This window comes from Corynebacterium neomassiliense (assembly GCF_900626215.1).
Lineage (GTDB): Bacteria > Actinomycetota > Actinomycetes > Mycobacteriales > Mycobacteriaceae > Corynebacterium > Corynebacterium neomassiliense.
In genome coordinates this window covers 1,901,356-1,921,150 of record NZ_LR131106.1, presented here as the reverse complement: position 1 = coordinate 1,921,150, position 19,795 = coordinate 1,901,356, and the positions used below count along the sequence as shown (strand labels likewise).

At 63.9% G+C, this 19,795-nt stretch carries 19 protein-coding genes and 1 pseudogene; 7 read left to right on the top strand and 13 right to left on the bottom strand.

Going from position 1 to position 19,795, the window contains the following annotated elements; all coding sequences use genetic code 11:
• Positions 1-39 precede the first annotated feature (39 nt).
• Positions 40-618 carry a TetR/AcrR family transcriptional regulator gene (locus E0E18_RS08445; RefSeq protein ID WP_130840254.1) on the bottom strand — a complete coding sequence of 193 codons (579 nt, stop codon included), beginning with the start codon at positions 616-618 and terminating at the stop codon, positions 40-42.
• A gap of 119 nt (positions 619-737) precedes the next feature.
• Here E0E18_RS08445 and E0E18_RS08440 point away from each other — a divergent pair, with 119 nt between their 5' ends.
• Complete coding sequence (locus E0E18_RS08440; RefSeq protein WP_130840252.1) at positions 738-1,565, top strand: alpha/beta fold hydrolase; 828 nt, start codon at positions 738-740, stop codon at positions 1,563-1,565.
• 194 nt (positions 1,566-1,759) lie between these two features.
• Here E0E18_RS08440 and mobF read toward each other — a convergent pair whose 3' ends face one another.
• A complete protein-coding gene (mobF, locus tag E0E18_RS08435; RefSeq protein WP_130840250.1) occupies positions 1,760-2,947 on the bottom strand; it encodes a MobF family relaxase in 1,188 nt (395 codons plus the stop codon).
• A 216-nt stretch (positions 2,948-3,163) separates the two neighbouring features.
• On the opposite strand from mobF, the pseudogene E0E18_RS08430 reads away from it, so the two are divergent.
• Positions 3,164-4,478, top strand: a pseudogene (locus E0E18_RS08430) (ISL3 family transposase).
• Between the two features lie 237 nt (positions 4,479-4,715).
• Here E0E18_RS08430 and E0E18_RS08420 read toward each other — a convergent pair.
• From E0E18_RS08420 to E0E18_RS08400, 5 genes are all read right to left on the bottom strand, one after another.
• Positions 4,716-5,297, bottom strand: a complete 582-nt coding sequence (locus E0E18_RS08420; RefSeq protein WP_130840248.1) for a hypothetical protein — start codon at positions 5,295-5,297, stop codon at positions 4,716-4,718.
• Entirely contained in the window at positions 5,294-6,439 is a 1,146-nt protein-coding gene (locus E0E18_RS08415; RefSeq protein ID WP_130840246.1) for a hypothetical protein, read from the bottom strand. The genes E0E18_RS08420 and E0E18_RS08415 overlap by 4 nt, the downstream gene beginning before the upstream one ends.
• A 47-nt stretch (positions 6,440-6,486) precedes the next feature.
• Positions 6,487-7,215: an ATP-binding cassette domain-containing protein gene (locus E0E18_RS08410; RefSeq protein WP_130840244.1), complete on the bottom strand. Its 729-nt coding sequence runs from the start codon at positions 7,213-7,215 to the stop codon at positions 6,487-6,489.
• Positions 7,216-7,222: 7 nt separating this feature from the next.
• Complete coding sequence (locus tag E0E18_RS08405) at positions 7,223-7,597, bottom strand: hypothetical protein (protein WP_130840242.1); 375 nt, start codon at positions 7,595-7,597, stop codon at positions 7,223-7,225.
• 253 nt (positions 7,598-7,850) lie between these two features.
• On the bottom strand, positions 7,851-8,690 hold the full coding sequence (locus tag E0E18_RS08400) for a transposase (protein ID WP_130840240.1): 840 nt from the start codon (positions 8,688-8,690) through the stop codon (positions 7,851-7,853).
• A gap of 101 nt (positions 8,691-8,791) precedes the next feature.
• Between E0E18_RS08400 and E0E18_RS08395 the strand changes: the two genes are divergently transcribed.
• The 3 genes from E0E18_RS08395 (at position 8,792) to E0E18_RS08375 (ending at position 12,457) form a co-directional block, all read left to right on the top strand.
• On the top strand, positions 8,792-9,163 hold the full coding sequence (locus E0E18_RS08395) for a hypothetical protein (protein ID WP_130840237.1): 372 nt from the start codon (positions 8,792-8,794) through the stop codon (positions 9,161-9,163).
• Positions 9,164-9,449: 286 nt separating this feature from the next.
• Positions 9,450-9,794, top strand: coding sequence for a ribbon-helix-helix domain-containing protein (locus tag E0E18_RS08385; protein WP_130840235.1), 345 nt, complete (start codon positions 9,450-9,452; stop codon positions 9,792-9,794).
• A 590-nt stretch (positions 9,795-10,384) separates the two neighbouring features.
• A complete protein-coding gene (locus E0E18_RS08375) occupies positions 10,385-12,457 on the top strand; it encodes a hypothetical protein (protein ID WP_161972256.1) in 2,073 nt (690 codons plus the stop codon).
• 33 nt (positions 12,458-12,490) lie between these two features.
• Here E0E18_RS08375 and E0E18_RS08370 read toward each other — a convergent pair whose 3' ends face one another.
• From E0E18_RS08370 to E0E18_RS08360, 3 genes are all read right to left on the bottom strand, one after another.
• Positions 12,491-13,348: a DUF4261 domain-containing protein gene (locus tag E0E18_RS08370; RefSeq protein ID WP_130840228.1), complete on the bottom strand. Its 858-nt coding sequence runs from the start codon at positions 13,346-13,348 to the stop codon at positions 12,491-12,493.
• 198 nt (positions 13,349-13,546) lie between these two features.
• Entirely contained in the window at positions 13,547-13,864 is a 318-nt protein-coding gene (locus E0E18_RS14170) for a hypothetical protein (RefSeq protein WP_237559699.1), read from the bottom strand.
• A 53-nt stretch (positions 13,865-13,917) separates the two neighbouring features.
• Positions 13,918-14,295, bottom strand: a complete 378-nt coding sequence (locus E0E18_RS08360; protein WP_130841341.1) for a MerR family transcriptional regulator — start codon at positions 14,293-14,295, stop codon at positions 13,918-13,920.
• A 66-nt stretch (positions 14,296-14,361) separates the two neighbouring features.
• Between E0E18_RS08360 and E0E18_RS08355 the strand changes: the two genes are divergently transcribed.
• Together E0E18_RS08355 and E0E18_RS08350 are read left to right on the top strand one after the other, a co-directional pair.
• Entirely contained in the window at positions 14,362-15,003 is a 642-nt protein-coding gene (locus E0E18_RS08355; RefSeq protein ID WP_130840226.1) for an RBBP9/YdeN family alpha/beta hydrolase, read from the top strand.
• Positions 15,004-15,180: 177 nt separating this feature from the next.
• Positions 15,181-16,161, top strand: a complete 981-nt coding sequence (locus E0E18_RS08350; protein WP_078057176.1) for a carbon-nitrogen hydrolase family protein — start codon at positions 15,181-15,183, stop codon at positions 16,159-16,161.
• Here the strand turns inward: E0E18_RS08350 and E0E18_RS08345 are convergent.
• The 3 genes from E0E18_RS08345 to E0E18_RS08335 form a co-directional block, all read right to left on the bottom strand.
• A complete protein-coding gene (locus E0E18_RS08345) occupies positions 16,109-17,995 on the bottom strand; it encodes a heavy metal translocating P-type ATPase (RefSeq protein ID WP_130840224.1) in 1,887 nt (628 codons plus the stop codon). The two genes, E0E18_RS08350 and E0E18_RS08345, sit on opposite strands and share 53 nt — an antisense overlap.
• A complete protein-coding gene (locus E0E18_RS08340; RefSeq protein WP_110480801.1) occupies positions 17,995-18,396 on the bottom strand; it encodes an ArsR/SmtB family transcription factor in 402 nt (133 codons plus the stop codon). Before E0E18_RS08340 ends, E0E18_RS08345 begins: the two co-directional genes overlap by 1 nt.
• 143 nt (positions 18,397-18,539) lie before the next feature.
• Positions 18,540-19,751 carry a trans-sulfuration enzyme family protein gene (locus E0E18_RS08335; protein WP_130840222.1) on the bottom strand — a complete coding sequence of 404 codons (1,212 nt, stop codon included), beginning with the start codon at positions 19,749-19,751 and terminating at the stop codon, positions 18,540-18,542.
• Positions 19,752-19,795 lie beyond the last annotated feature (44 nt).

Below are 19,795 nucleotides of genomic sequence, written 5' to 3'. Positions count from 1 at the left end.
GAGTTCGCCAATGCGCGGGGTATCGACGGCTGACCAGGTTCAGGCGTGTCCGGCGGCGTCGATGAGCATGGCTGCGGCCGCCCGGGCGACGTCGGCTGCAGCCGGTGACCTGTCGATAGCGGCGGTGGTCTGTGCTCCCTCGGCCAGAAGTGCCAGCTGGGGTCCGAGCTCTGCGGGTCCGCCGAGTTCCGCGACTAGTTCCGATACCCGTTGCCGAAACTCGTGCTTCTGGACGAGGACGGTGTCGGCGACGTCGGGTGCGACCGCGCCGAGTTCACCGAAGGCGTTGATGAAGGCGCATCCACGGAAGTTGTCCTCCTGGAACCACTCCCGCAGGAAATCGTAGACGGCGAGCAGTTTCTCACGCGGGGTGGATGCGGCCTCGATAGCAGCTTCCAGGCTTCTTCGCCACAGGTCCCCCTGGTGGTGCAGTACCGCGAGCAGCAGGTCCTGTTTCGAGGGGAAATTCGCGTATATCCGTTTCAGCGGCACGCCGGCCTCAGCGCGCACGGCATCCATCCCTACCGCCTGGATTCCCCGGCTGTAGAAGAGGTGGCTCGCGGCGGCGAGCACCCTGTCACGGTCGGAGGTCTCCGTCCTTCCTGTGGCTGTCATCATGACTCCTTTTCGCGTACCCAAAAAATCCGTCGGAACACTTGCACTGAGAACGACCGTTCCCTACACTAGTGCATACTCGCTGAGAACGACCGTTCTCGCTCGGACCATGGAGGAAGACCATGTCATACATCACTGTCGGCCAGGAGAACTCGACCCCCGTTGAGCTCTACTACGAGGATCACGGGGAAGGACAGCCCGTTGTGCTGATCCACGGTTACCCGCTCGACGGAAGCTCATGGGAACGTCAGGCCCGGGAACTGCTCGACCTCGGCTACCGCGTTATTACCTACGACCGCCGCGGTTTCGGCCGGTCGAGCAAGGTCACCACCGGTTACGACTACGACACCTTCGCCGCCGATCTCCACGTCGTGCTCGACACGCTCGACCTCAACGACGTGATCCTGGTCGGATTCTCGATGGGCACCGGTGAGCTGGCCCGCTATACCGCGACGTACGGTGCCGACCGTGTCGCGAAGTACGCCTTCCTCGGTTCGCTCGAACCGGGGATGCTGGGTCAGGGGATTCCGGAAAAGCAGTTCGACGATATCGTCGCCACGGCTAGAGCCGACCGGTTTGCCTGGTTCACGAACTTCTTGCGGGACTTTTACAACCTCGACGAGAACCTGGGCTCGCGGATCAGTCAGGAGGTCGTCACGGCGAACTGGAACACGGCATCCCTTAGCGCACCAGTCGCCGCCCACGCCGTGGTCCCCACCTGGATCGAGGACTTTACCGACGATGTTGCCGCGGTCCGGGCCAGTGGAAAGCCGGCCCTCATCGTGCACGGCACCGCCGACAACATCCTGCCAATCGACGCCACCGGCCGCCCGTTCCACGCCGCCTTCCCCGAGGCGGACTACATCGAGATCGACGGAGCCCCACATGGCATGCTCTGGACCCACGCCGACGAGGTAAACCAGGTTCTGCTGCCGTTCGTCCAGCGGTGACACGTCCCGTGACACCTGCACCCTCCATCCTGCAGGGCATTGTTGTGCAGTTTGTTGATGGAAAGTAGTCGCGCCGCGGACGTGGTGTCGGCGCTCACCATCGTCTCGTACTCCACCGGGGTGAACCGACCCAGACATACGCTGCCGACGACGGCAGTGATAGGTTCGCTCAATCCCTCTGACAATCGCGATCCTCAGCTGCCCCCGGGTGGCCCAGACCTGCCGGCCCACCATGTCTTTCTGCAACATGGAGAAAACGACTCCATCGCCGCGTTATCTCCGCAGGAAGCTGACCTGCCCATAGATCCCACCATCCGATGACCCTCCAGGGCAGCGAGGAACTCCCCATCGCGGAATTGACCGCCCCCGTCACTGTGAACTCGCCCTGTACCGACGATCCTCCCCGAGCTGGCGTCTCTAATCGCGCAGAGGTAGAGCTTGCCCTCGTCGGTCCAGTGCTCGAAAAAATGTGACCCGTCGATCGTCTTCCACTCACCGATCTTGCCGGCTTTACGCGCCTCGGGAGTGTCGGCGACCTGGACTTTGTTGGACACTAGGACGTGGGAGTGCAGGTCCGGGTCCCCGGCACGGGTGTCGAAGTGGGTGAACTCACTGGCCACCAGTCCGTTGGTTTTCAGCTGCTGGATGCCGTTGACACCGACACGGGTGAACAGGGCATTGTTCTCGACCCAGGACAGGGCGTCAGCGACGGCGGCGTGGTGGGCCGCGGCGATGATCCCGGCGGTGTCCTTGTCAGCCAGGGCCCACAGAACGGACACGGATTTCACCGGGGAGAACGTCAGGTCGAAGCCTGCGACGGCCTGACGCACGTTGTCCTGTGTGGAGTTGACCCACGCCAGAACCTCACGGGCACTGGTGGGGGAGGCCCCGTGGTGGGCGGCGGCGTAATGGTCGAAGCCGACACGGGTGGCGATGTCCGAACGTTCGGCCTCGTCGGGGCGTCGACCGTGGGTGTCGCGGAAGCTCTTCTCCTGCTTTGCCAGGTCGGCCAGCATCGCACTGCCACCGGTGTAGATGCCGTATGCCCGACCGAGTTTGCAGCCTTTGAGTGCCACACCGTTGTCGATCATCGCGTCGGCGTCCGGGTGCAGTCCCTCGCCGTACAGGGCTGCCATCTGGTCGGCGGTGATCTCGTGTCCGGGCTGGGCGGTGTCACTGTGCAGGCCGGCCAGACCGGACCCGCGCCACCGTCCCGGTGGGGTGCCTTTGGCCGCGTAGTACTCCGACAGTCGGTCGGCGACCTCGGGGTCAGGTTCTGCGTCGTTGGTGGCAACACAGAGCGCAGCAGGTAGCGGTATCCGCTGCCGGCGTGCACCGCCCTGATGCTCATCAGGGACTCTGATCTTAAACCGGTGGTTCACCCCGGTTCCAGCCTCACTGATCGGTACATGCTCTGCACTGCGCTTTCCCCGACACATTTGAAATGCAAATGGTGTGATGGCGTTTGGTGGCTCTTCGCGGTTTGGAGTGCGTAGATAGCTGAAGGGTGGGACCCGGTGTGGCACAACATGTAGAGGCCCTGGCCGGTACAAGATGAGAGTTGCGAAGCCTTCATCTGACCGAACCAGGACCCTACAATGCACACTACTGGCAACCTCGTCGCCGATACCATCTGCCGCACCGCAGAACTCGGCCTGACAATTACCGATGCTGCCGACGCCGGCACCTTCACCATCATCGACGCCGACCCGGTAGCGGTGGTCGACTCCTGCCCGGACTGCAGGGAGCCTGGGGTGAAGCGGGATCATGTTCAGCGTCGACTCGTCGACCTGCCGGTCGTAGGTTTCCCCACCCGACTCCACGTCCGGGTACCACGATTCACCTGTCCCAACACGCGGTGCACCAGGAGAATCTTCCAGCCCTCACTGGCCTGTGCTGACGACAGGGCAAAACTCACCCACCGGGTGACCCGCTGGATCCTCCAATGCCTCGCGGTCGATCGGATGAGCGTGTCCGCCACCGCCAAAGCCCTGGGCGTGGGTTGGGAGCTGGTCAACAGGATTGCTGTCGATGCCGTCCGTGATCTGGTCTACGCTGACTCGGCGCATCTAGACGGGGGGCGGTTTCTCGGTGTCGACGAGCTCGTGTGGAAACACCCCCGCCGGCCCGGCGAGCCCTCCTCGATGGTCACGGTGCTGGTGGACCTGACTCCACTGGTCGATGGGCACGGGCCGGCACGGCTGATCGACATGCGGCCTTCGGCGCAGCGCAGATGTCCTGAGAACCTGGCTGCAGCAACGCGGCCAACAGTTCCGTGACCAGGTGTCGGTGGTGACGATGGATGGGTTCGCTGGCTATGCCACGGCCGTGGACCACGCCCTTCCGGCGGCGCGGAAGGTCATGGATCCGTTCCGCATCGTGCACTTGGCCGCCGACAAGCTCACCGGGTGTCGGCAACGCCTGCAGAGGGAAACCACCGGGCGACGCGGAAGGAAGGATGATCCGCTGTACAAGCACCGCCGGAGTCTGCTGACCAGGACGAATTATCTCACCGACCGGCAGAAACAACACCTGGAGCTGCTGTGGGACACCGACGACGACTACGTCGCCCTGCAGGTCACCTGGGATTTCTACCAGGACGTCATTGCCGCGTACTCGCATCCGCGCAGGACCGAGGGAAAGAAGTTGATGAAACGCCTGATCAACACTCTGCGCAAGGGACTGCCGAGCGGACTGGAGGAGCTTGCACAGTTCGGCCGGACACTGTGGCGCCGCCGTGATGACATCCTGGCGTACTTCGACATCGGAGCGTCCAACGGTCCGGTCGAAGCCATCAACGGCCGGTTGGAGCATCTGCGTGGCATCGCCCTGGGCTTCAGGAACCTGGACCACTACATCTTGAGGTCACTGATCCACTCCGGACAGCTTCAGGACCGAATCAACGCACTGTGAATCGTGAAGAGCCNAGCCATCAACGGCCGGTTGGAGCATCTGCGTGGCATCGCCCTGGGCTTCAGGAACCTGGACCACTACATCTTGAGGTCACTGATCCACTCCGGACAGCTTCAGGACCGAATCAACGCACTGTGAATCGTGAAGAGCCTGTCAAGAGCTGGAGCCGAGTAGTTCGGAAGGCTGTGCATCGCCTAGCGGAATTTGTCAAGGCGGATGAGACCGTAGTCCGGTTCGTCAGGCGGTGATCCGGAGGCGGGTACTCGTCTTCACTGGGCGACGCGCCACGAGAAACGCCACGGTTGCGAGGATGAAGAGAGCTGCGATTATGCGTGGGTCCGGGTCCCAGAATACGGGAATAAGACCACGATCGGGAACAAGCGCCACGACCATAGTCTGCACAACAATAAGGAAGATGACAGCGGGATAGGCGGTCTCCGGGCCGATGACCAGACTGATAAGAAAGAAGAACACCAGGTAGAGCAGCGTGTTCTGAAGCAGGCCTGCGTCACCGGTAAGTGCCAAGGACACAGGCCCGCATAGAAGGACGGCCATTCCGAGGCAGTCCGCCCACCACCACGAACGGACGCTGGATTCCTCACGGGAGGACAGTTCCCCAGTGAGTAGTGTGGCATGTGCCGCCAGTAGGGCTACAGCGAGCAGATGGTCCACGGACAGATCCAGGGATCCTTCAGATAACCAGGGCAGGGGAAGACTCGTCGTGCCTGTCGCCGCAGAGACTGCGACAGCGACAGCGAGGAGTCCCATTGCGAGACCGACCCTGTGGCCTATGGCATACAGTGCGAAGGTACTTCTCACGCCGGACACTCTGATTTCTGCTTGATAAGCTCCACGACTCTATTCCAGGCAGACGGGTCCTCGGTATTGCTATAGGCTATGAACCGTCCATCGGCGCCGGTGGCGGTGGAGACCAGCTCACTGCTTCCCAAAGCGACAGTAGCCTCGTCTGCGAGGCTCATGCGCCGGCCGTTCTCATCGACCCAGCACGATTCCATACCCCTGAGCTCTGGAGAGCGCTCGAGGAGCTGGACGATCAGTTGCTGCTCCACCGTGGTCGGATCCGGATCCCCGGACATCCACAGCTCATTGTCGTTGCGGGGTTCACCGTCGACAAGAATCGTGCCGATCGGGATTCCTAGTTTCTCGGCAACGCGAAGATTTGTGTCGACCATGGAACGGTTACTCTCCGGCCAGACGCAGACACGGTCATCGCAGTCACGTTCGGTACCTGAGCGGAGATCAGTATTCATGAAGTTCCCCGACGTCCCGAGAACGTAGCCGAGGGCGATTGCTGTGCAGGTGATGATGAGTGAGGCGCTGATCCCACCGACACGGACCGGACGCCGGGCGACGTGGACCTGAAGGAGGATCACGCTGGCCATCACGAGAAGCCCCAGCGTCGCGACTGAGGACCTGATCGTGACCGTGTCGATCATGGCGTCCACCGTGCAGCACCCGCCGATTGACTGTCCGAACATCTGTCGCCACGCCGGGTCAGGCACTGCCTGCGGATAAGCGGTGAGAACCCAAGGGATGAAGACTGCGATGGGTAGAGAAATAACAGGGGAGAGATACATCCCGAGGGCAGCGCCGAAAAGCACCCAGAGGCACGTGAGCAGTACAGACAGGAGAATGCCGGCCCAGGTCTGGGATACAGACAGGCCTCCGTAGTAACCCATGATCAGCAGCACGGAGAGCAGCGTGACCAAACTCGGTGTCCCGAGACGGCGAAACACCGTCCGCCACAGCTCACTGGCGCGGCTGCGCTGTTTGAGAAGAGCGCGGAAGCGAGAAATATCCCACGCCGCGAATCCGGCCAAGGCAGGTCCCAGCGTGTAGAAGTATCCGAGCGCGAGAGATATCCCGTCATACCCGTTGGATACCCCGGAGTCGTTGGTGTCGAGAATGTAGTAACCGAGTCCGACAGCGATCAATATCACCAGTGATCCTGTCCACGGCCGCAGCCGAGACAGGCTAGTCCGCGCGCTCACCGGACGGTCGCCTGGGCCAGTGCCACGGCGGCTGGATCGTCTTTATCGGTTGCATCGGCGCCGAGCTGACGGAAATGACCGATACCACCGTCGAAACGCACAGTGCCCTGGTGTAGCACGATGACTCGGGTGAAAGGGTCGGTCACTTCGTGCGGCTGGTGTGTGGAGACCCACAGGCCGGTACCAGCGGCGACGATGTTCCGGTACAGATCCTGGAGTTCGCGTTTCGCCAGCGGGTCCAGGGAGGCACTCGGCTCATCGAGTAGAAGCAGTCTCGCACCGGTGTTCAGCGCGGTAGCCAGCTGTACTTTTGCCTGCTGACCGCCGCTGAGCTGCGCGCACTTCCGGTTGGCGAGGTCACCGAGACCGACGAAGTCCACCCACCGCGGGGCATTCTTCGCGGCCGCGGCGCGGGACTGCCCGTCGAGCCAGGCGACGTAGGAGACGTGATCGAGGACGGTGAAACCTCGGACCGGGGTAAAGAACTGCGGAACGTAACTGACAGAAGGAAGACCTGATAGGTCAAGACCACGGACCCGGAGATGACCGGCAAGAACTCTCATCAGAGTTGTCTTTCCTGCACCGTTGACACCGAGGAGCAGGGTGGGTTCACTGCTGACCAGTAGGTCGTCCGCCGTGACCGCACCGGGCCCGCCCGGGTGACGGTAGGAGAAGGAGAGTTCAGTATCCTGAACTCGAGATTGTGCTGGTACCGGAGCAGACATGACTCGCTTAGTAGTAGATGTTGAAGTTGCGGGCGCTGGTGCTTTGCCAGCTGTGCGAGTGAACATTCATGAAGTAGTTTCCGTCGGCCGGGTCGCCCCAGGAGACACGAGTCGGGCTGCTGAAACACTGCTTGGCGTTGCGGAATCCCAAAGAACGGTCAGGCTGCAAGCTCCTCTTTTGACGCAGCTCGATGTCGAACTTCGAGTTTGCAGCTGGGGCATTACTTGAGCACCCGATGAATCCTGCCTGGACATGGGTACTTCCTGAGTGGTATACGGTACGACTGATAAAGCCGCTGCGGACATTGGCCAGGCTAGTGTTGACGACACTGGCTGAAGCGGCGGGGGCTGCGATGGTCGCGGATGCGATCGTCGCAGCCATGGCAGCGACGAACATCCGTGCGATAGGTTTACGAACGGGGCGTAAGGTGTATCTCCTCTAGTCATTCCAAGTGACTTCACTTGGATAAATCATTGTTTTACCTAATCGTTAGTGAAGGGGCAAGAGTATTCTTGCAGGGGGGGTAGCTGGAGATTCCCCCGCGACCTCAGGGCTCCGTAGAAGTGGGGTGCCGAGTTCATGACATGGAGGGACCTGAAGTCCGGCACCGATCCCGACGGCTACCACCTGATCTTCACCCGCCAACGCCCACAAGATCAGCACCACGGCGATCAGTGGGCCGAGAGCTTTGACATGCCGGAGCATCACTGAATCCTGAATCCGGCGTACCAGTGGTCCGGCGGTCACTGCGCTGGGAATCTGCATCGTGGCCGGTCTGGAAGGCGCGGTTGTCGCGAAGCATGGCGAAGATGACGTTGATTCGCCGGCGGGCCAGGCACAACACCGCCTGAACATGGCTCTTACCCTCTCCACGTTTGCGCTGGTAATAGGCGGAGGACTGTGGGAAGACCCAGGCCGCTGTTTGCGCTGAGATGTAGCATGCGCGCAGCATCCTTCGGTCATAGCGGCGCGGTCTGTGCCGATTGCCGCTGATCGTCCCGGAGTCCTTGGACACCGGGGCAAGGTCACATACCCCGGCCAAGCGATCGGCTTTGCCCAGCAGCAGCACATTGCCGCCAGAGGCCGCGACGAACTCGGCTGCCAGCAGGCTTCCGAAACCGGGCATGCTGGTCAGCAGTCTTGCCTGCTCATTGCGTTCGACAGTCTCGGCTATGCGCACATCGATCTGTTCGGTGCGTTCGCTCAGTCGTAGAGCGTCGTCAGCCAGCTCGGCGATCATCGCCGCGAGATGCTCCTCACCGGCAACGGTGGTGTACTGCTGCTGGGCTGCTTCAACAGCACGGGTGGCGACCTGTGTGGTGTAGCGCGCTCCGCGTGCGCGCAGCCAGGAGGCGATCCGGGTTACACCGGCGAGGCGAATCGACTCGGGGGTCTGATACTTGGTGAGCAGTAGCAGGGCTGCTCGGCGTGATGCGTAGTCGAAGGCCTGCTCCAGGGCAGGAAAGATCTCCAACAGCAGTTGGCGAAGCCAGTTGATGGCCCGTGTTCTGTCACGGACCAGATCACCTCGGGGTTTGCCGGGGTATTGGGGTGCAGATCACGGCGCATGCGTGCTTGATCAGCGATACCGCCGACGACTGGGCAGGCCTTGACGACGAGGACCGCGACATCCTCGACGCGGTGAGCGGACTACTCAGCATCGACGAGTGCGCAGGAGTACATCGAAACTCCGTCGTCGACGGTACCGCTGACCAGCGCAGCATCGAGATCACTGTCCGGGAGTGCACAACCCACACCCTGCACCTGCACCCCGAACGCCTGCCCAACGACTACGACATCGACGCAGACACCGAAGGTGTCGTCGAAGCAGCCATTGCCGACGCCACGAGCCACAACCTCGGCGACGTGACCGTCACCGACCGCGAGACCGTCACGACAAACCCCAGTTCAGAGTGCAAGAATCGTGCACTAGATCAGATTTTGTAGTACAATACTCATTTGGCCATCGAGTTCACCGAAAGCGCCGCGAAGCACGGTTTCACCCGTGACGATGCGATCCATGCCGTGCAGAACCCTCTCACTATCAGCCGGAGTTCGACAGGTCCTGGACAGACGGCCGGAAACCACACCTGGCCATCGGTCCCTCACTCACCGGTGAGGACATCGAAGTCCTGTTCACCGTGGGACCCGGACAGAATGTACGCACATTCCACTGCATGTTCGCAGGCGAGAAAATGAAGCGATACTTTGACAGGAAAGGACAGTGGTGACCATGACCGAGAACACCGACGCCACCACCGCCGACGACCTTGCCGCGATCGACCGCGACATGTCCGCCTGGGCAGAATCAGATGCGGCAGTCACTGCCCTGGAAAACACCACCACACCCAGCGACACCCCCGAGGGACGCGAGGCGCTCGACATGTTCCGCCGCGCAGGACGTCCCCGGCTCGACGGTGAATCGTCGAAGAAGGGGCACTCCCCCCGCCGACAGGTCAGACTGCCCGACGACCTGAACTCTGCCCTGGACACCTACGCCACCAGGCACAATCTCAGCCCCAGCGAGGTCATCCGCGCAGCGTTGGATCAGTACCTCAACACCCCCACCGCAGCCTGACCACACCACACCACCCGGAGCCGGTGGTGTGGTCCCCGCTTGGTCGGCGACCAGGACGGCGAGTAGTTCCGATCCCCGCCCCGGTGTTGGCCGGGGTGGGCCCGGGGTGTCGGACCGGTCGCGCGGAGCGTGACCGGGCTTGTGTTCGCCGGCCTTGCGGCCCTGCGGTCCTGCGGCCCGGCCGGCCCGCCCTCCAAGGCCGGCCTGACTTGCTCGGGGAGAGGAGCTTCAAACGGACTAGGGCAGTAGAGCGAGATAATTACTTTCTGGCACTGGGTAGACAGGAACACTGCGGCGCTGAAGTGGGCTCCGGCGACGGCTGCACGTGCGGCAGGGTGGATACTGATGATCTTGAGTGCCACACTCCAAGCTTTACCGTGTCCGCTGACGACAGCAGAGGCTGCGGCGCTGCACAGGGGTCTGCGGCACGGTTAGGTGGCATCTGATCTGGCTTGCCCGAGGGTCGGCCTGGAAGGATGGCATCGTGCCAAGGCCCTGTCCCACCAAGTTCCGTGATGACGTGGTCCGTGTCGCGAGGAACCGTGGGCCCGTGAACACGGTTTCCCGGGAAGCGAAACTAGGATGGCATCATGGATGGAAGGCCTGTAGTTCCGGGCATCGACGAACTGCGGGACCTGGTGGTCCATGGACGCACCGTCCCCGTCACTGCGGTTCTGCGTTTGCACGATGAAGCTCATCCGCAGAACTTCACCGTGGTTACGGGACAGCCCGCGGAGATTCTTCGACTCCCCGCCGGGGACTACCGGTTCCAGGCGCAGGGGGAGAAGTGGGCGATCACAGGGGAAGACGGTGAGCCTCTGTCACGAGTCGACGGCCGGCACACCGTGGTCCGCGGGATGGATATCGCCCCTCCGGCTGAGACAGAGGAGATGGCCGGCCGAGTTCAGCTCATTGTCGCCGGCGCGGTCGAACCGCTGATCCGACGTGACCCCCGCATCTTCGACAGCCTGGGGGATGGCGCGGAGATCACTTCAGGCATGTGGGCAGGTGGGCAGGCATGGGTGGCCCGAAGTGTGGGACGCCGAGCTCACGTCGAAGTCATAGTAGATGCGGGATCAGGTGTCATGGTGGCACTTCACATGGACGGTCGTCGCGGTGAGCTGGTGGACCCGGTCATCGGAGTACCAGTGCCGGAGGAGAGCTTCCGCTGGCCGGGCGAGGTCCGGAGGGGCCGCCCGTGGGATTCTTCGCGACTGCGCGCCGAATTCTTCGCTGAGCTGGAGCACCTGTCAACGCCGGCCCCCGCACAGCCCGCCGGACACCGGATTCTTCCGGTCACAGTCCACACCTGGCATGTGATGGACGAAGGTCGTCCGCAGGCGGTGCTGGGGGACACTGTGGCAGTGGAGCTCGTCTTCCGGGAGACGGATCCGGAGAGCGGAGACGCGGTGACCTTCGATGCCTGGGCCGAGGAGATGCCCGGTGCGCGCGCAGTGACCCCGGAGAATCCGGTCTGGCAGACCGTGTTGCGTGGGGACGGGTGGGTCGCCAGGTGGGACGCCGACCGACCGGTCGCCGGACCCGTCCGGGTGACCGGCGAACTGCACCATGATCCGCCGGCCGGTCCGGGCACAGGGCTGCAACCGACGCGGGGCCGAGTCTCGAGACTGCAGTTCGTGGGTGAGGGCCGCAGAGTCGATGTCGTTGAGGCGAAGATCCCGTTCCCTGAGTTCTGGCTGCTGGGTGCGGCGCACTACGGGGTGAGCACAGTGCAGTACACACTGGACCTGTACGCGGCAGAACCGGTGGAGCCAGCGCCCTACGGATCCCCGACGTGGACCCCGGGATTCGTGGTATCCGCAGGTGAAAGACGCATCCTCTGGAGAGCTGATGCGCGACTTCCGTTGGTGTGGCGGACGGACCTGCTGAGCGGGGAAGCGACGTCAGCGGCTCTGCCACTTCGGGTCAACGAGGTGGACATCTTCGATGTGACCGTCGACAGGGTCGCGGGAGACGCTGTCCGTGTCCGTGCTGCGGGCAGATTCTTCACCGTGCCTGATGACGGATCGGTCGTGGAGGAATCTGCCACCTCCAGGCCAGCGGTACTCGATGAGGTTGACGAGGCGGTGCCTGCTCCGGGTGAGGATGAAGGGCGCGGTGTGTGGATCGTCAGTCGTTATGACGAGGTGGAGGAGTGGGTCGAGACTCCGTATCCGACTGCAGTGTACGGCTTCCCGATGAGTCGCGGAGTTCTGCGTGTAGGCCGCGTATACGATGACGGTGACTTGACCTGGGTCAGGGAAGAGACGGTCTCCGGGTCGCTTCCGCGGGCCGGACTGCTGGTGGTGGGTGAACAGGTACTGGCCTGGAGACACGGGGTGTGCCGGTATCTTGACGGGCAACTGGAGGTGGTCCGACAGTCACGTCTGCCGGAGTCGCTGCCGACCGAGTTGCAGGCCGCACGGCCGGCGGTGTCAGGGAGTTTCCTCGTCCTCTCAGATCGTAGAACGCTGGCTGTGGTCAACCCGGGTCGTGTGCCGGACACTGCTGCTGAGTTGTCGGTGATCCTGCAGACTGAGGTGGATGGACGGGCACATGCCCAGGTCGATGACCCGTCCACTGTCTGGGTTGCTGATTCCAGGCTCCGACTGTTTACGAGGGATTCTGCCGGTGAGTGGTGCAGCCGTGAGGTGGCTGTGTAAGGGGGAGTCGGTGGTCCGGACTCTTCATCGGCGCTACCTGCGCCGGAACCATCGCTTCCTCTTCTGTCGTGCCGGCACCTCCTCACTGTTGGCGAATGTCAGTCTGAGGACCGTCTTGGCAGGGGTGTTCACCGAAGGTGCGTGGGAAGCCAGGAGCTCGACGTCCTCGGTTCCGCCGAGGGAATCACCGTCACCGATTACCGGACCGTTCTGAAACTGATATGTGGAGATGGCGGTCAACCTCATGAAGGTATCTTCGGCAGACTCCGGTGATTCGATGATTTCGATGTCCATCAGGCCGAGCATGTCCATCCCGCGTGTGTACCCGGAAACTACGCCGTGAGGGCTGACGGCAATGTTCCGGGAAACCCAGGCAGAGAGAAGTGAGGCAGAGGGTGCCTCCAAGGCCATCTCCCGGAATGTCGTCGGTTCGGCCACATGTCCGGCACTGGCAAAATACACGGCAGCGATACTGTCGCTCACAGCGATGGCTGCGGCCATTGCCCTGGACAGCAACGTTGCGTCGTCCATCGCCGCGATATGGCGCGTCTCCTCCGACCTCGAAAGAGTATCGTCGTCGGGCCGTAGAACAGTCAAGATCTTCTGCGCACCACAGTTACCAGGCGTCGGAACGTCATCCGGCCAGAGCGGACTCTCCTGAGCCATGTGATCGAGACCGTCTCCCACTGGAGCCGGAACGCCTGTCATCGCTATCAATCTGTCGCCGTACGTCAGATAGACCGGGTGATTCTCACCTGGCCTGTCGGCGGCATGTACCGACAGAAGCGTCGGACTGAGATCCGGGTAGTCTGCGAGCATCTGCTGCCGGAGCCGGTCACCGGTGAGGTTCGGGTCAGGACGGTTCTGAATCAACCCTGCAATTATCGTCACAATTCTCAGATCCTGCCTTCTGGGAAGTATTTTAATTGTGAGATGAATCTTATCTGAAGATTGACTGTATCACGGTCATGTCGTTACCCGGACGGCCCGGTCTCTCATGTGGTCGACACCCCGGAACCGTAGTGCCGTCGGCTGCTCCACTCCCACCCCCGGTGGTGCAGTGCCCGGAACTCGGCGGCGGTCAAGAAATCACGTCAGGACAGCGTCAGGACAGCACTGCCGTGATCGCCCCGTGTGCACGCGATCCGGGTTCCGACCGGCTCTCCACGTGCGTGACAGCGAACCCGGCTGCCCGACCTTCACCCGGAGCATGTCCACCGGCCAGTACCAGGCCGTGGTGACCGCATGATCGAAGGTCTCGAGCATCGGGCCGGTGTGGATGAGTGAGTACCAGGCGAGCACACCGCCGAGCGAGTTGTCGCTGACGCCGAGTTCCTCCGCCCGCCCGGGACGGAAGCGGACCCCGGGGCCATCCGGGCAGAAGGAACCCCGTTCGGCCGGGGACACCTTCGCGACGAAGAGAACCGCTGACAGCCGGGCGGTACTGCCTCGCTGCCCGTTCAGCAGGGACTGCCGGGGAGCCGTTCAGGCGATGACGCCGTCAGCGCCCGGAGGTTCTGCTGTTTCGCCTGGATCGCCTGCCGGGCCTCAGACAACCGCACTGCGAGTTCATCGAGTTCTGCCTGCAGGTCCGGGCACATGTCCAGCTGGAAGCCATGGTCCCCGTTCCGGGCGCAGTCGATGTAGCGGCGGATCTGCGTTGTTCCCATACCTGCGTCGATCATCCTCCGGATCTGGCGGACCCTCACCACGTCGTCTTCGGTGAACAGTCGGTAGCCGCCGGAACTTCTCCCGGGAGTCAGCAGGCCGGTGTCCTCGTAGTGGCGCAGCGCCCGCGGACTGACCCCGGTTCGCTCCGCCAGTTCCCTGATCAGCATCGTCAACTCCCTCACTGTGGTTCGGCTTGACCTTCACGTCGGCGTCAACCTCTATCGTCCGGTCCCATGGAAGTGCATTCGACCCGTTCATCACCTACTGTGCCCCGCCGGGTGGCCGTCATCCACGGGTACTCCGCCTCGCCGGACGATCACTGGTTCCGTTGGCTCTCCGACCAGCTGGAATCTACCGGCGTCCCCTGTGAGGTTCCTGCCCTGCCGGACCCGCGCAACCCGGACCCCGGGGCCTGGAAGGACGCCCTGCGCCGGACGGTCGGTGTTCCCGATGCCGGCACCGCGGTTGTCGCCCACAGTCTCGGCTGCCTGGCCACCCTGCGTCATCTGAAGACGCTGGAGGAAACGGAGCAACTGAAGGGACGGTCCGGTTCCTGGAGGCTGGGTTCGCTGGTACTCGTCGCAGGATTCATTGACCGGCTGCCCGCGTTACCGGAACTGGATGACTTCATCGGGGTGGGGGAGGACGTCACCGGTCTTGCCGACCACATCGACCGTACGGTGGTGCTCCGGTCGGATGTCGATCCCCTGGTGCCCCCTGCGTTGACGGACCGCCTGGCCGTACAGCTCGGTGTCCGTGCCCGGGTGGTGCCCGGCGGCGGGCATTTTCTCTCCTCCGACGGGTTCAGGACCTTCCCCGGGGTTCTCGGCGTCCTCGGCGGTGTCCCCGACGGGTCAGATGACGCAGACGGGTGACAGTCGGAGCCGATGCGGCGGAAACACCGACGGCAACTTCTTGCCCCTGCCCCGGGGCAGGGGCGCGCAGAGAGGTTTTACCGTCCGGTGACGTCGACGACCCTGCACGGCAACGCGGCGGACCGACCATCAGGACAGTACCGTTCCCGATGCCGGGCAGGTCCGGAGGAAGCAGCCATGGACAAGGACATCATGAGAGTGTCGACAGTGTCGTTCAACGCGAAGTGGGGGGACAAGGAACGCAATCTGAACCGCATGCTCGGATACATTGAGGCCGCCGCGGCTGAGGGGTCCGGTCTGGTCGTCTTCCCGGAGATGGCGCTCACCGGATACGACGATGAAGCGGACAAACCGAAAGCCGGGAAGATGCAGACCCTCCTCGCTGAGACAGTCCCCGGGCCCAGTTCCCGGGTGATCGCGGAGAAGAGCGCGGAGCTGGGGGTGTTCGTCGCATTCGGGTTGCCGGAGAGAGACGCCGGGGAACCCGACACGATCTACAATTCCGCCTGCGTCTGCGGCCCGGAGGGGATCATCGGTTCCTACCGCAAGATACATCTGCCCTCACCTGAACCGAACTGGGCCACCAGGGGGGACTCACCCTTCATGTTCGACACTCCGTGGGGTCCGGTCGGTCTGGGGATCTGCTACGACTCCTACTGTTTCCCGGAGCTGATGCGCTACTACGCAGCGAAAGGGTGCCGCCTGTACGTCAACTGCACTGCCCTGGCGAAATGCCACGGAACAGCCCTCGGGTCCACCACACTGGAGGCGGGGGTGATCACCAACCAGATCTACATCGTCTCCGCGAATCTGGCCGGCACCGACCTCCGCAACGTCTTCTGGGGCGGGTCGAGCATCATAGGGCCCACTACCCGGTTCTGGGACACCGAGTACTACACCGGCCTGCCGTTCACCGATCCCCGGGCGATCGAGAACAGGATGTACAGCGCTGTGATCGACCTCAGCCTGGCCACGCGGGAGAAGTTCGAACCGAACCCGCTGATCGACGGAGCGACCGACTTCCGGCCCGCCCTGTACCGGAGACTCTACGAAGATCTCCTGACTGACGGGAAGTTCCGGGAACCGGAGCTGGAGGGACTGCCCCTCACCGCGGAGGAGTTCGACGCTGCCGCCCGGGTATCAGCCGCGCAGAGTTGAGGATGAACGCCGTCTCCGACCCGACATGGACGAAGGCGGCGACCACCGGACTGAGCAGTCCGGATGCCGCCAGTACGATTCCTGCCAGGTCGACAGTCACGGTCCCGATGAAGTTGAACGTCACGATCCGGCGTGCCCGCCGGGCCGTGCGCAGGGTGGTGACCAGATCGCGGGGGTCGGAGCTGACGAGAATGACGTCGGAGCTTTCCCGGGCGATGTCTGTTCCCCCTCCCATGGCGATTCCCACGTCAGCTTTCGCCAGCGCCGGGGCGTCATTGACCCCGTCGCCGACCATCACCAGCCGGTGGCCTGCGGCCCGTTCGCGGTCGATCACAGTGGTCTTGTCCTCGGGGAGCAGGTCGGCGCGAACGTCGGTGACGCCCACCGCCCTGCCGACAGCGAGGGCCGTCCCGGCGGAGTCGCCGGTGATCATGATGGTGCGCACGCCCTCGTCGTGCAGGTCGGCGACAGCCCGGGAGGAGGTCGGCCTGATTTCGTCGGCGAGCAGTACAGAACCGGCGTACCTGCCGTCGACGCCGATGTGTACCGCGGTGGCGACCTCGTCGGGGAAGGACGCCGGGGCCCCGGGGACGAATGCCGTGTTCCCAGCGGCGACCTGCCGTCCTCCGACTTCCGCGGACACTCCCAGTCCGGGTGAGTAGGTGAAGTTCTGCGACGCCTCCACCGGTAGGCCGAGTGTCTGTGCGTGGGCGACGACGGCCCGGCCCAGGGGGTGCTCGGAGTAGTTTTCCGCTGCCGCGGCGTAGGAGAGCAGGGCGTCCTCGTCGGGGCCTCCGGGGACGGTGATGACACGTGTGACGGTCGGGCGTCCGGTGGTGAGGGTTCCCGTCTTGTCGAAGACGACCGTGTCCACGGTCGACAGTGCCTCAAGGTGGGCCCCGTCCTTGACGAATGCTCCGGCGCGGGCGATGCGTGCGATGGCGGCCAGCACCGCCAGGGGGGTTCCTGCGGCGATACCGCATGCGCCGGCGACGACGATGACCGAGATCGTCGCCGTGAGATCCCGGGTGAGCAGGTAGGTGACGAGGGCTCCGCCCAGAGCGAGGTAGACGAGCCATGCCGCAAGCCTGTCGGCCAGCCGTTGTACGGGTGGTTCGCTGGACTGCGCCAGTCGGACGGCCTCCATGATCCGTCCGTAGGAGGAGTCCGCCCCCACCCGGTCGGCACGGATCTCCACGGCTCCGACCTGGTTGACGGAGCCGGCGAAGACGGTGTCGTCCACGGTGACGTCGACGGGCAGGGATTCTCCGGTGATCCGGGACTGGTCGACGGTGGAGTGGCCGGCGGTGACGGTGCCGTCCACGGGAATACGTCCTCCCGGCGGCACCACGACTGTCTGTCCGGGTCTCACCTGGTCGCGGGGGACGGTCGTGACTGTCGCGCCGGCGCCACGGACCCGGACGGTGTCCGGCAGGAATGTCATCAGGTCTGTCAGGGCACCGCGGCCGCGGTCCATCGAAAGGTCTTCGAGGATCTCCGCGGCGAGGACGAATGTGGTGATGACCAGCGCTGTGGTCCATTCACCGATTGCGGCCGCGGCGATGATCGCGATGAGCATGGACAGTTCCATGCTCATGCGCCGGTTGACCGCGTCCCGGACGGCTTCGGTGAGGATCGGCCAGCATCCGGCGACGAGTCCGACGACGGCGATCACGGGGAGGCGGTCCCAGGGCCAGGTCGCTCCGAGTGCGACTGCGACGGAGCAGGCGGCGAGGAAGACTGTCCGGGCCAGGTCGGTGCGGTCGATTCTCTGCCACAGGGGCCGCTGCACCTCGGGAGGACGCCCTGTCCCGGCGTCCGCGGTGGTGGGCATCAGTCGTCCTGCTGTCCGGTGGCAGCGCCGGTGTCGGTGGTGTAGGTGCCTTCCCCGGTACGGTGGTGGCGGGGTACGCCGTTGACGACGTGTTCGGCCTGGAACACCGCGTGTGTCACCAGCTCGCGGGCGTGTTCGTCGATGAGACGGTAGTAGACGCGGTTTCCGTCCTGGCGGGGCTCGACGATTCTGCCCCAGCGCAGTTTCGCCAGGTGCTGGGAGACCGCCGTCGGGGATTTTCCGACTGCTTCGGCGAGTTCGCCGACAGACTTTTCGCCGGCACGCAGGGCGAGGATGATCCGGACGCGGGTGGCGTCCGCCAGCAGGGAGAACACTTCGGCGGCGAAGTCCGCGTACTGGCTGTCGGCGTTGAGCGTGCACTTCTTAGTATCTTCATGCATACGCAGATACTAAGCCTGACGGTGACGGGGGGCAAGGGGCGGCACCGGGACGCAGGGGCGGGGCCGGGCCGCAGGGGAGGGGCCNNNGGCCGCAGGGGAGGGGCCGGGACCCGGATGCGGCCGGGGAGCCTGTCGCCGGAAAACTACGCCCGGGGAAGGACGGCGTCGAGGGCGGCTGCGATGTCGGCCAGCAGATCATCGACGTTCTCCAGGCCCACCGAGAGCCGGAGATGGCCGAGGGTCCGGAAGCCCTCCGGGTACGCGGCCACTCTCGGGCCTGACGTACCGACGTGCACGATGAGGGACTCGTCATGGCCCAACGAGACCGCACTGGTGATGACCTCGAGGTTCGCCACGAACCTGTTCTGCAGGTCCGGGTCACCGTCGAGGGCGAACGCCAGCACGGCGCCGTAACCGCGTCCCCCGAACTGCCGTTCCGCCAGCTCATGCTGCGGATGGGACTCCAGTCCCGGGTAGGCGACATAGGCGATGCGGGGATCGGCCTCCAGGAACTCGGCGATCCGGGCGGCAGAGGCCACATGCTGCCTGATCCGCAGCGGCAGGGTGACCGAACCCCGCATGATCAGCCACGCATTGGTGGGCGAGATCACGCCGCCGACGTCGACCATCGCATCGGCCTTGATCCGGTCGATCAGCTCCCGGGCACCGATGACGGCGCCGCCCATGGCGTCCCCGTGCCCGTTGATGTACTTCGTCAGCGAGTGGACCACCAGGTCCGCGCCGTCGGCCAACGGCCGGTACAACGGTGGCGGGGTGAAGGTGGAGTCCACGCTCAGCAGGGCACCGGAGCGGTGGGCGATGTCCGCGACCGCCCGGATGTCGGTGACTTTCGTGGTCGGGTTGCCGATCGTCTCGACATGGATGAGCTTTGTCTCCGGGGTGACCGCCGCCTCCACCGCGGAAAGGTCGGAGGCGTCGACGAACGTGGCTCTGATCCCGTACTTCTGTGGCAGGATCTCGGCGAACAACCGCCAGGTGGCCTCATAGGTCACGTCGGCGACGACGATGTGGTCGCCGGAGCGCAGGAAGGAGAAGAACACCGAGTGCAGGGCCGCCACACCGGAGGCGAGGACGACGGCGTCCTCCCCGCCCTCGAGTACCGCGAGCTTCTTCTGCAGGGCGATCTGGTTGACACCGGAGTTGCGGGTGTACAGCGGGACTTCGGTACCGGACCAGGACACCTCCGAGGGGTCCTCCGGCAGAGCGTAGGAGTTCGCCAGGACCAGTGGTGTACGGATCGCCCCGGTACCGGGGTCGACCGAGTTGCCGGCGTGCACGCTCTGCGTCTCGAAAGACAGGGAACGGGGGTGTTTTTTGCTGGGGCGTTCTGTCATGGGGCCATGGTAGTGCCCTCCCACCTGCACGGTCCAGGTATCTG

Coding starts and splice junctions, on each gene's coding strand:
- E0E18_RS08445 (WP_130840254.1), bottom strand. CDS start 618: ATGATGACAGCCACAGGAAGGACGGAGACCTCCGACCGTGACAGGGTG.
- E0E18_RS08440 (WP_130840252.1), top strand. CDS start 738: ATGTCATACATCACTGTCGGCCAGGAGAACTCGACCCCCGTTGAGCTC.
- E0E18_RS08410 (WP_130840244.1), bottom strand. CDS start 7,215: ATGTCTGCTCCGGTACCAGCACAATCTCGAGTTCAGGATACTGAACTC.
- E0E18_RS08405 (WP_130840242.1), bottom strand. CDS start 7,597: ATGGCTGCGACGATCGCATCCGCGACCATCGCAGCCCCCGCCGCTTCA.
- E0E18_RS08385 (WP_130840235.1), top strand. CDS start 9,450: ATGACCGAGAACACCGACGCCACCACCGCCGACGACCTTGCCGCGATC.
- E0E18_RS08375 (WP_161972256.1), top strand. CDS start 10,385: ATGGATGGAAGGCCTGTAGTTCCGGGCATCGACGAACTGCGGGACCTG.
- E0E18_RS08360 (WP_130841341.1), bottom strand. CDS start 14,295: ATGCTGATCAGGGAACTGGCGGAGCGAACCGGGGTCAGTCCGCGGGCG.
- E0E18_RS08355 (WP_130840226.1), top strand. CDS start 14,362: ATGGAAGTGCATTCGACCCGTTCATCACCTACTGTGCCCCGCCGGGTG.
- E0E18_RS08350 (WP_078057176.1), top strand. CDS start 15,181: ATGGACAAGGACATCATGAGAGTGTCGACAGTGTCGTTCAACGCGAAG.
- E0E18_RS08345 (WP_130840224.1), bottom strand. CDS start 17,995: ATGCCCACCACCGCGGACGCCGGGACAGGGCGTCCTCCCGAGGTGCAG.
- E0E18_RS08340 (WP_110480801.1), bottom strand. CDS start 18,396: ATGCATGAAGATACTAAGAAGTGCACGCTCAACGCCGACAGCCAGTAC.
- E0E18_RS08335 (WP_130840222.1), bottom strand. CDS start 19,751: ATGACAGAACGCCCCAGCAAAAAACACCCCCGTTCCCTGTCTTTCGAG.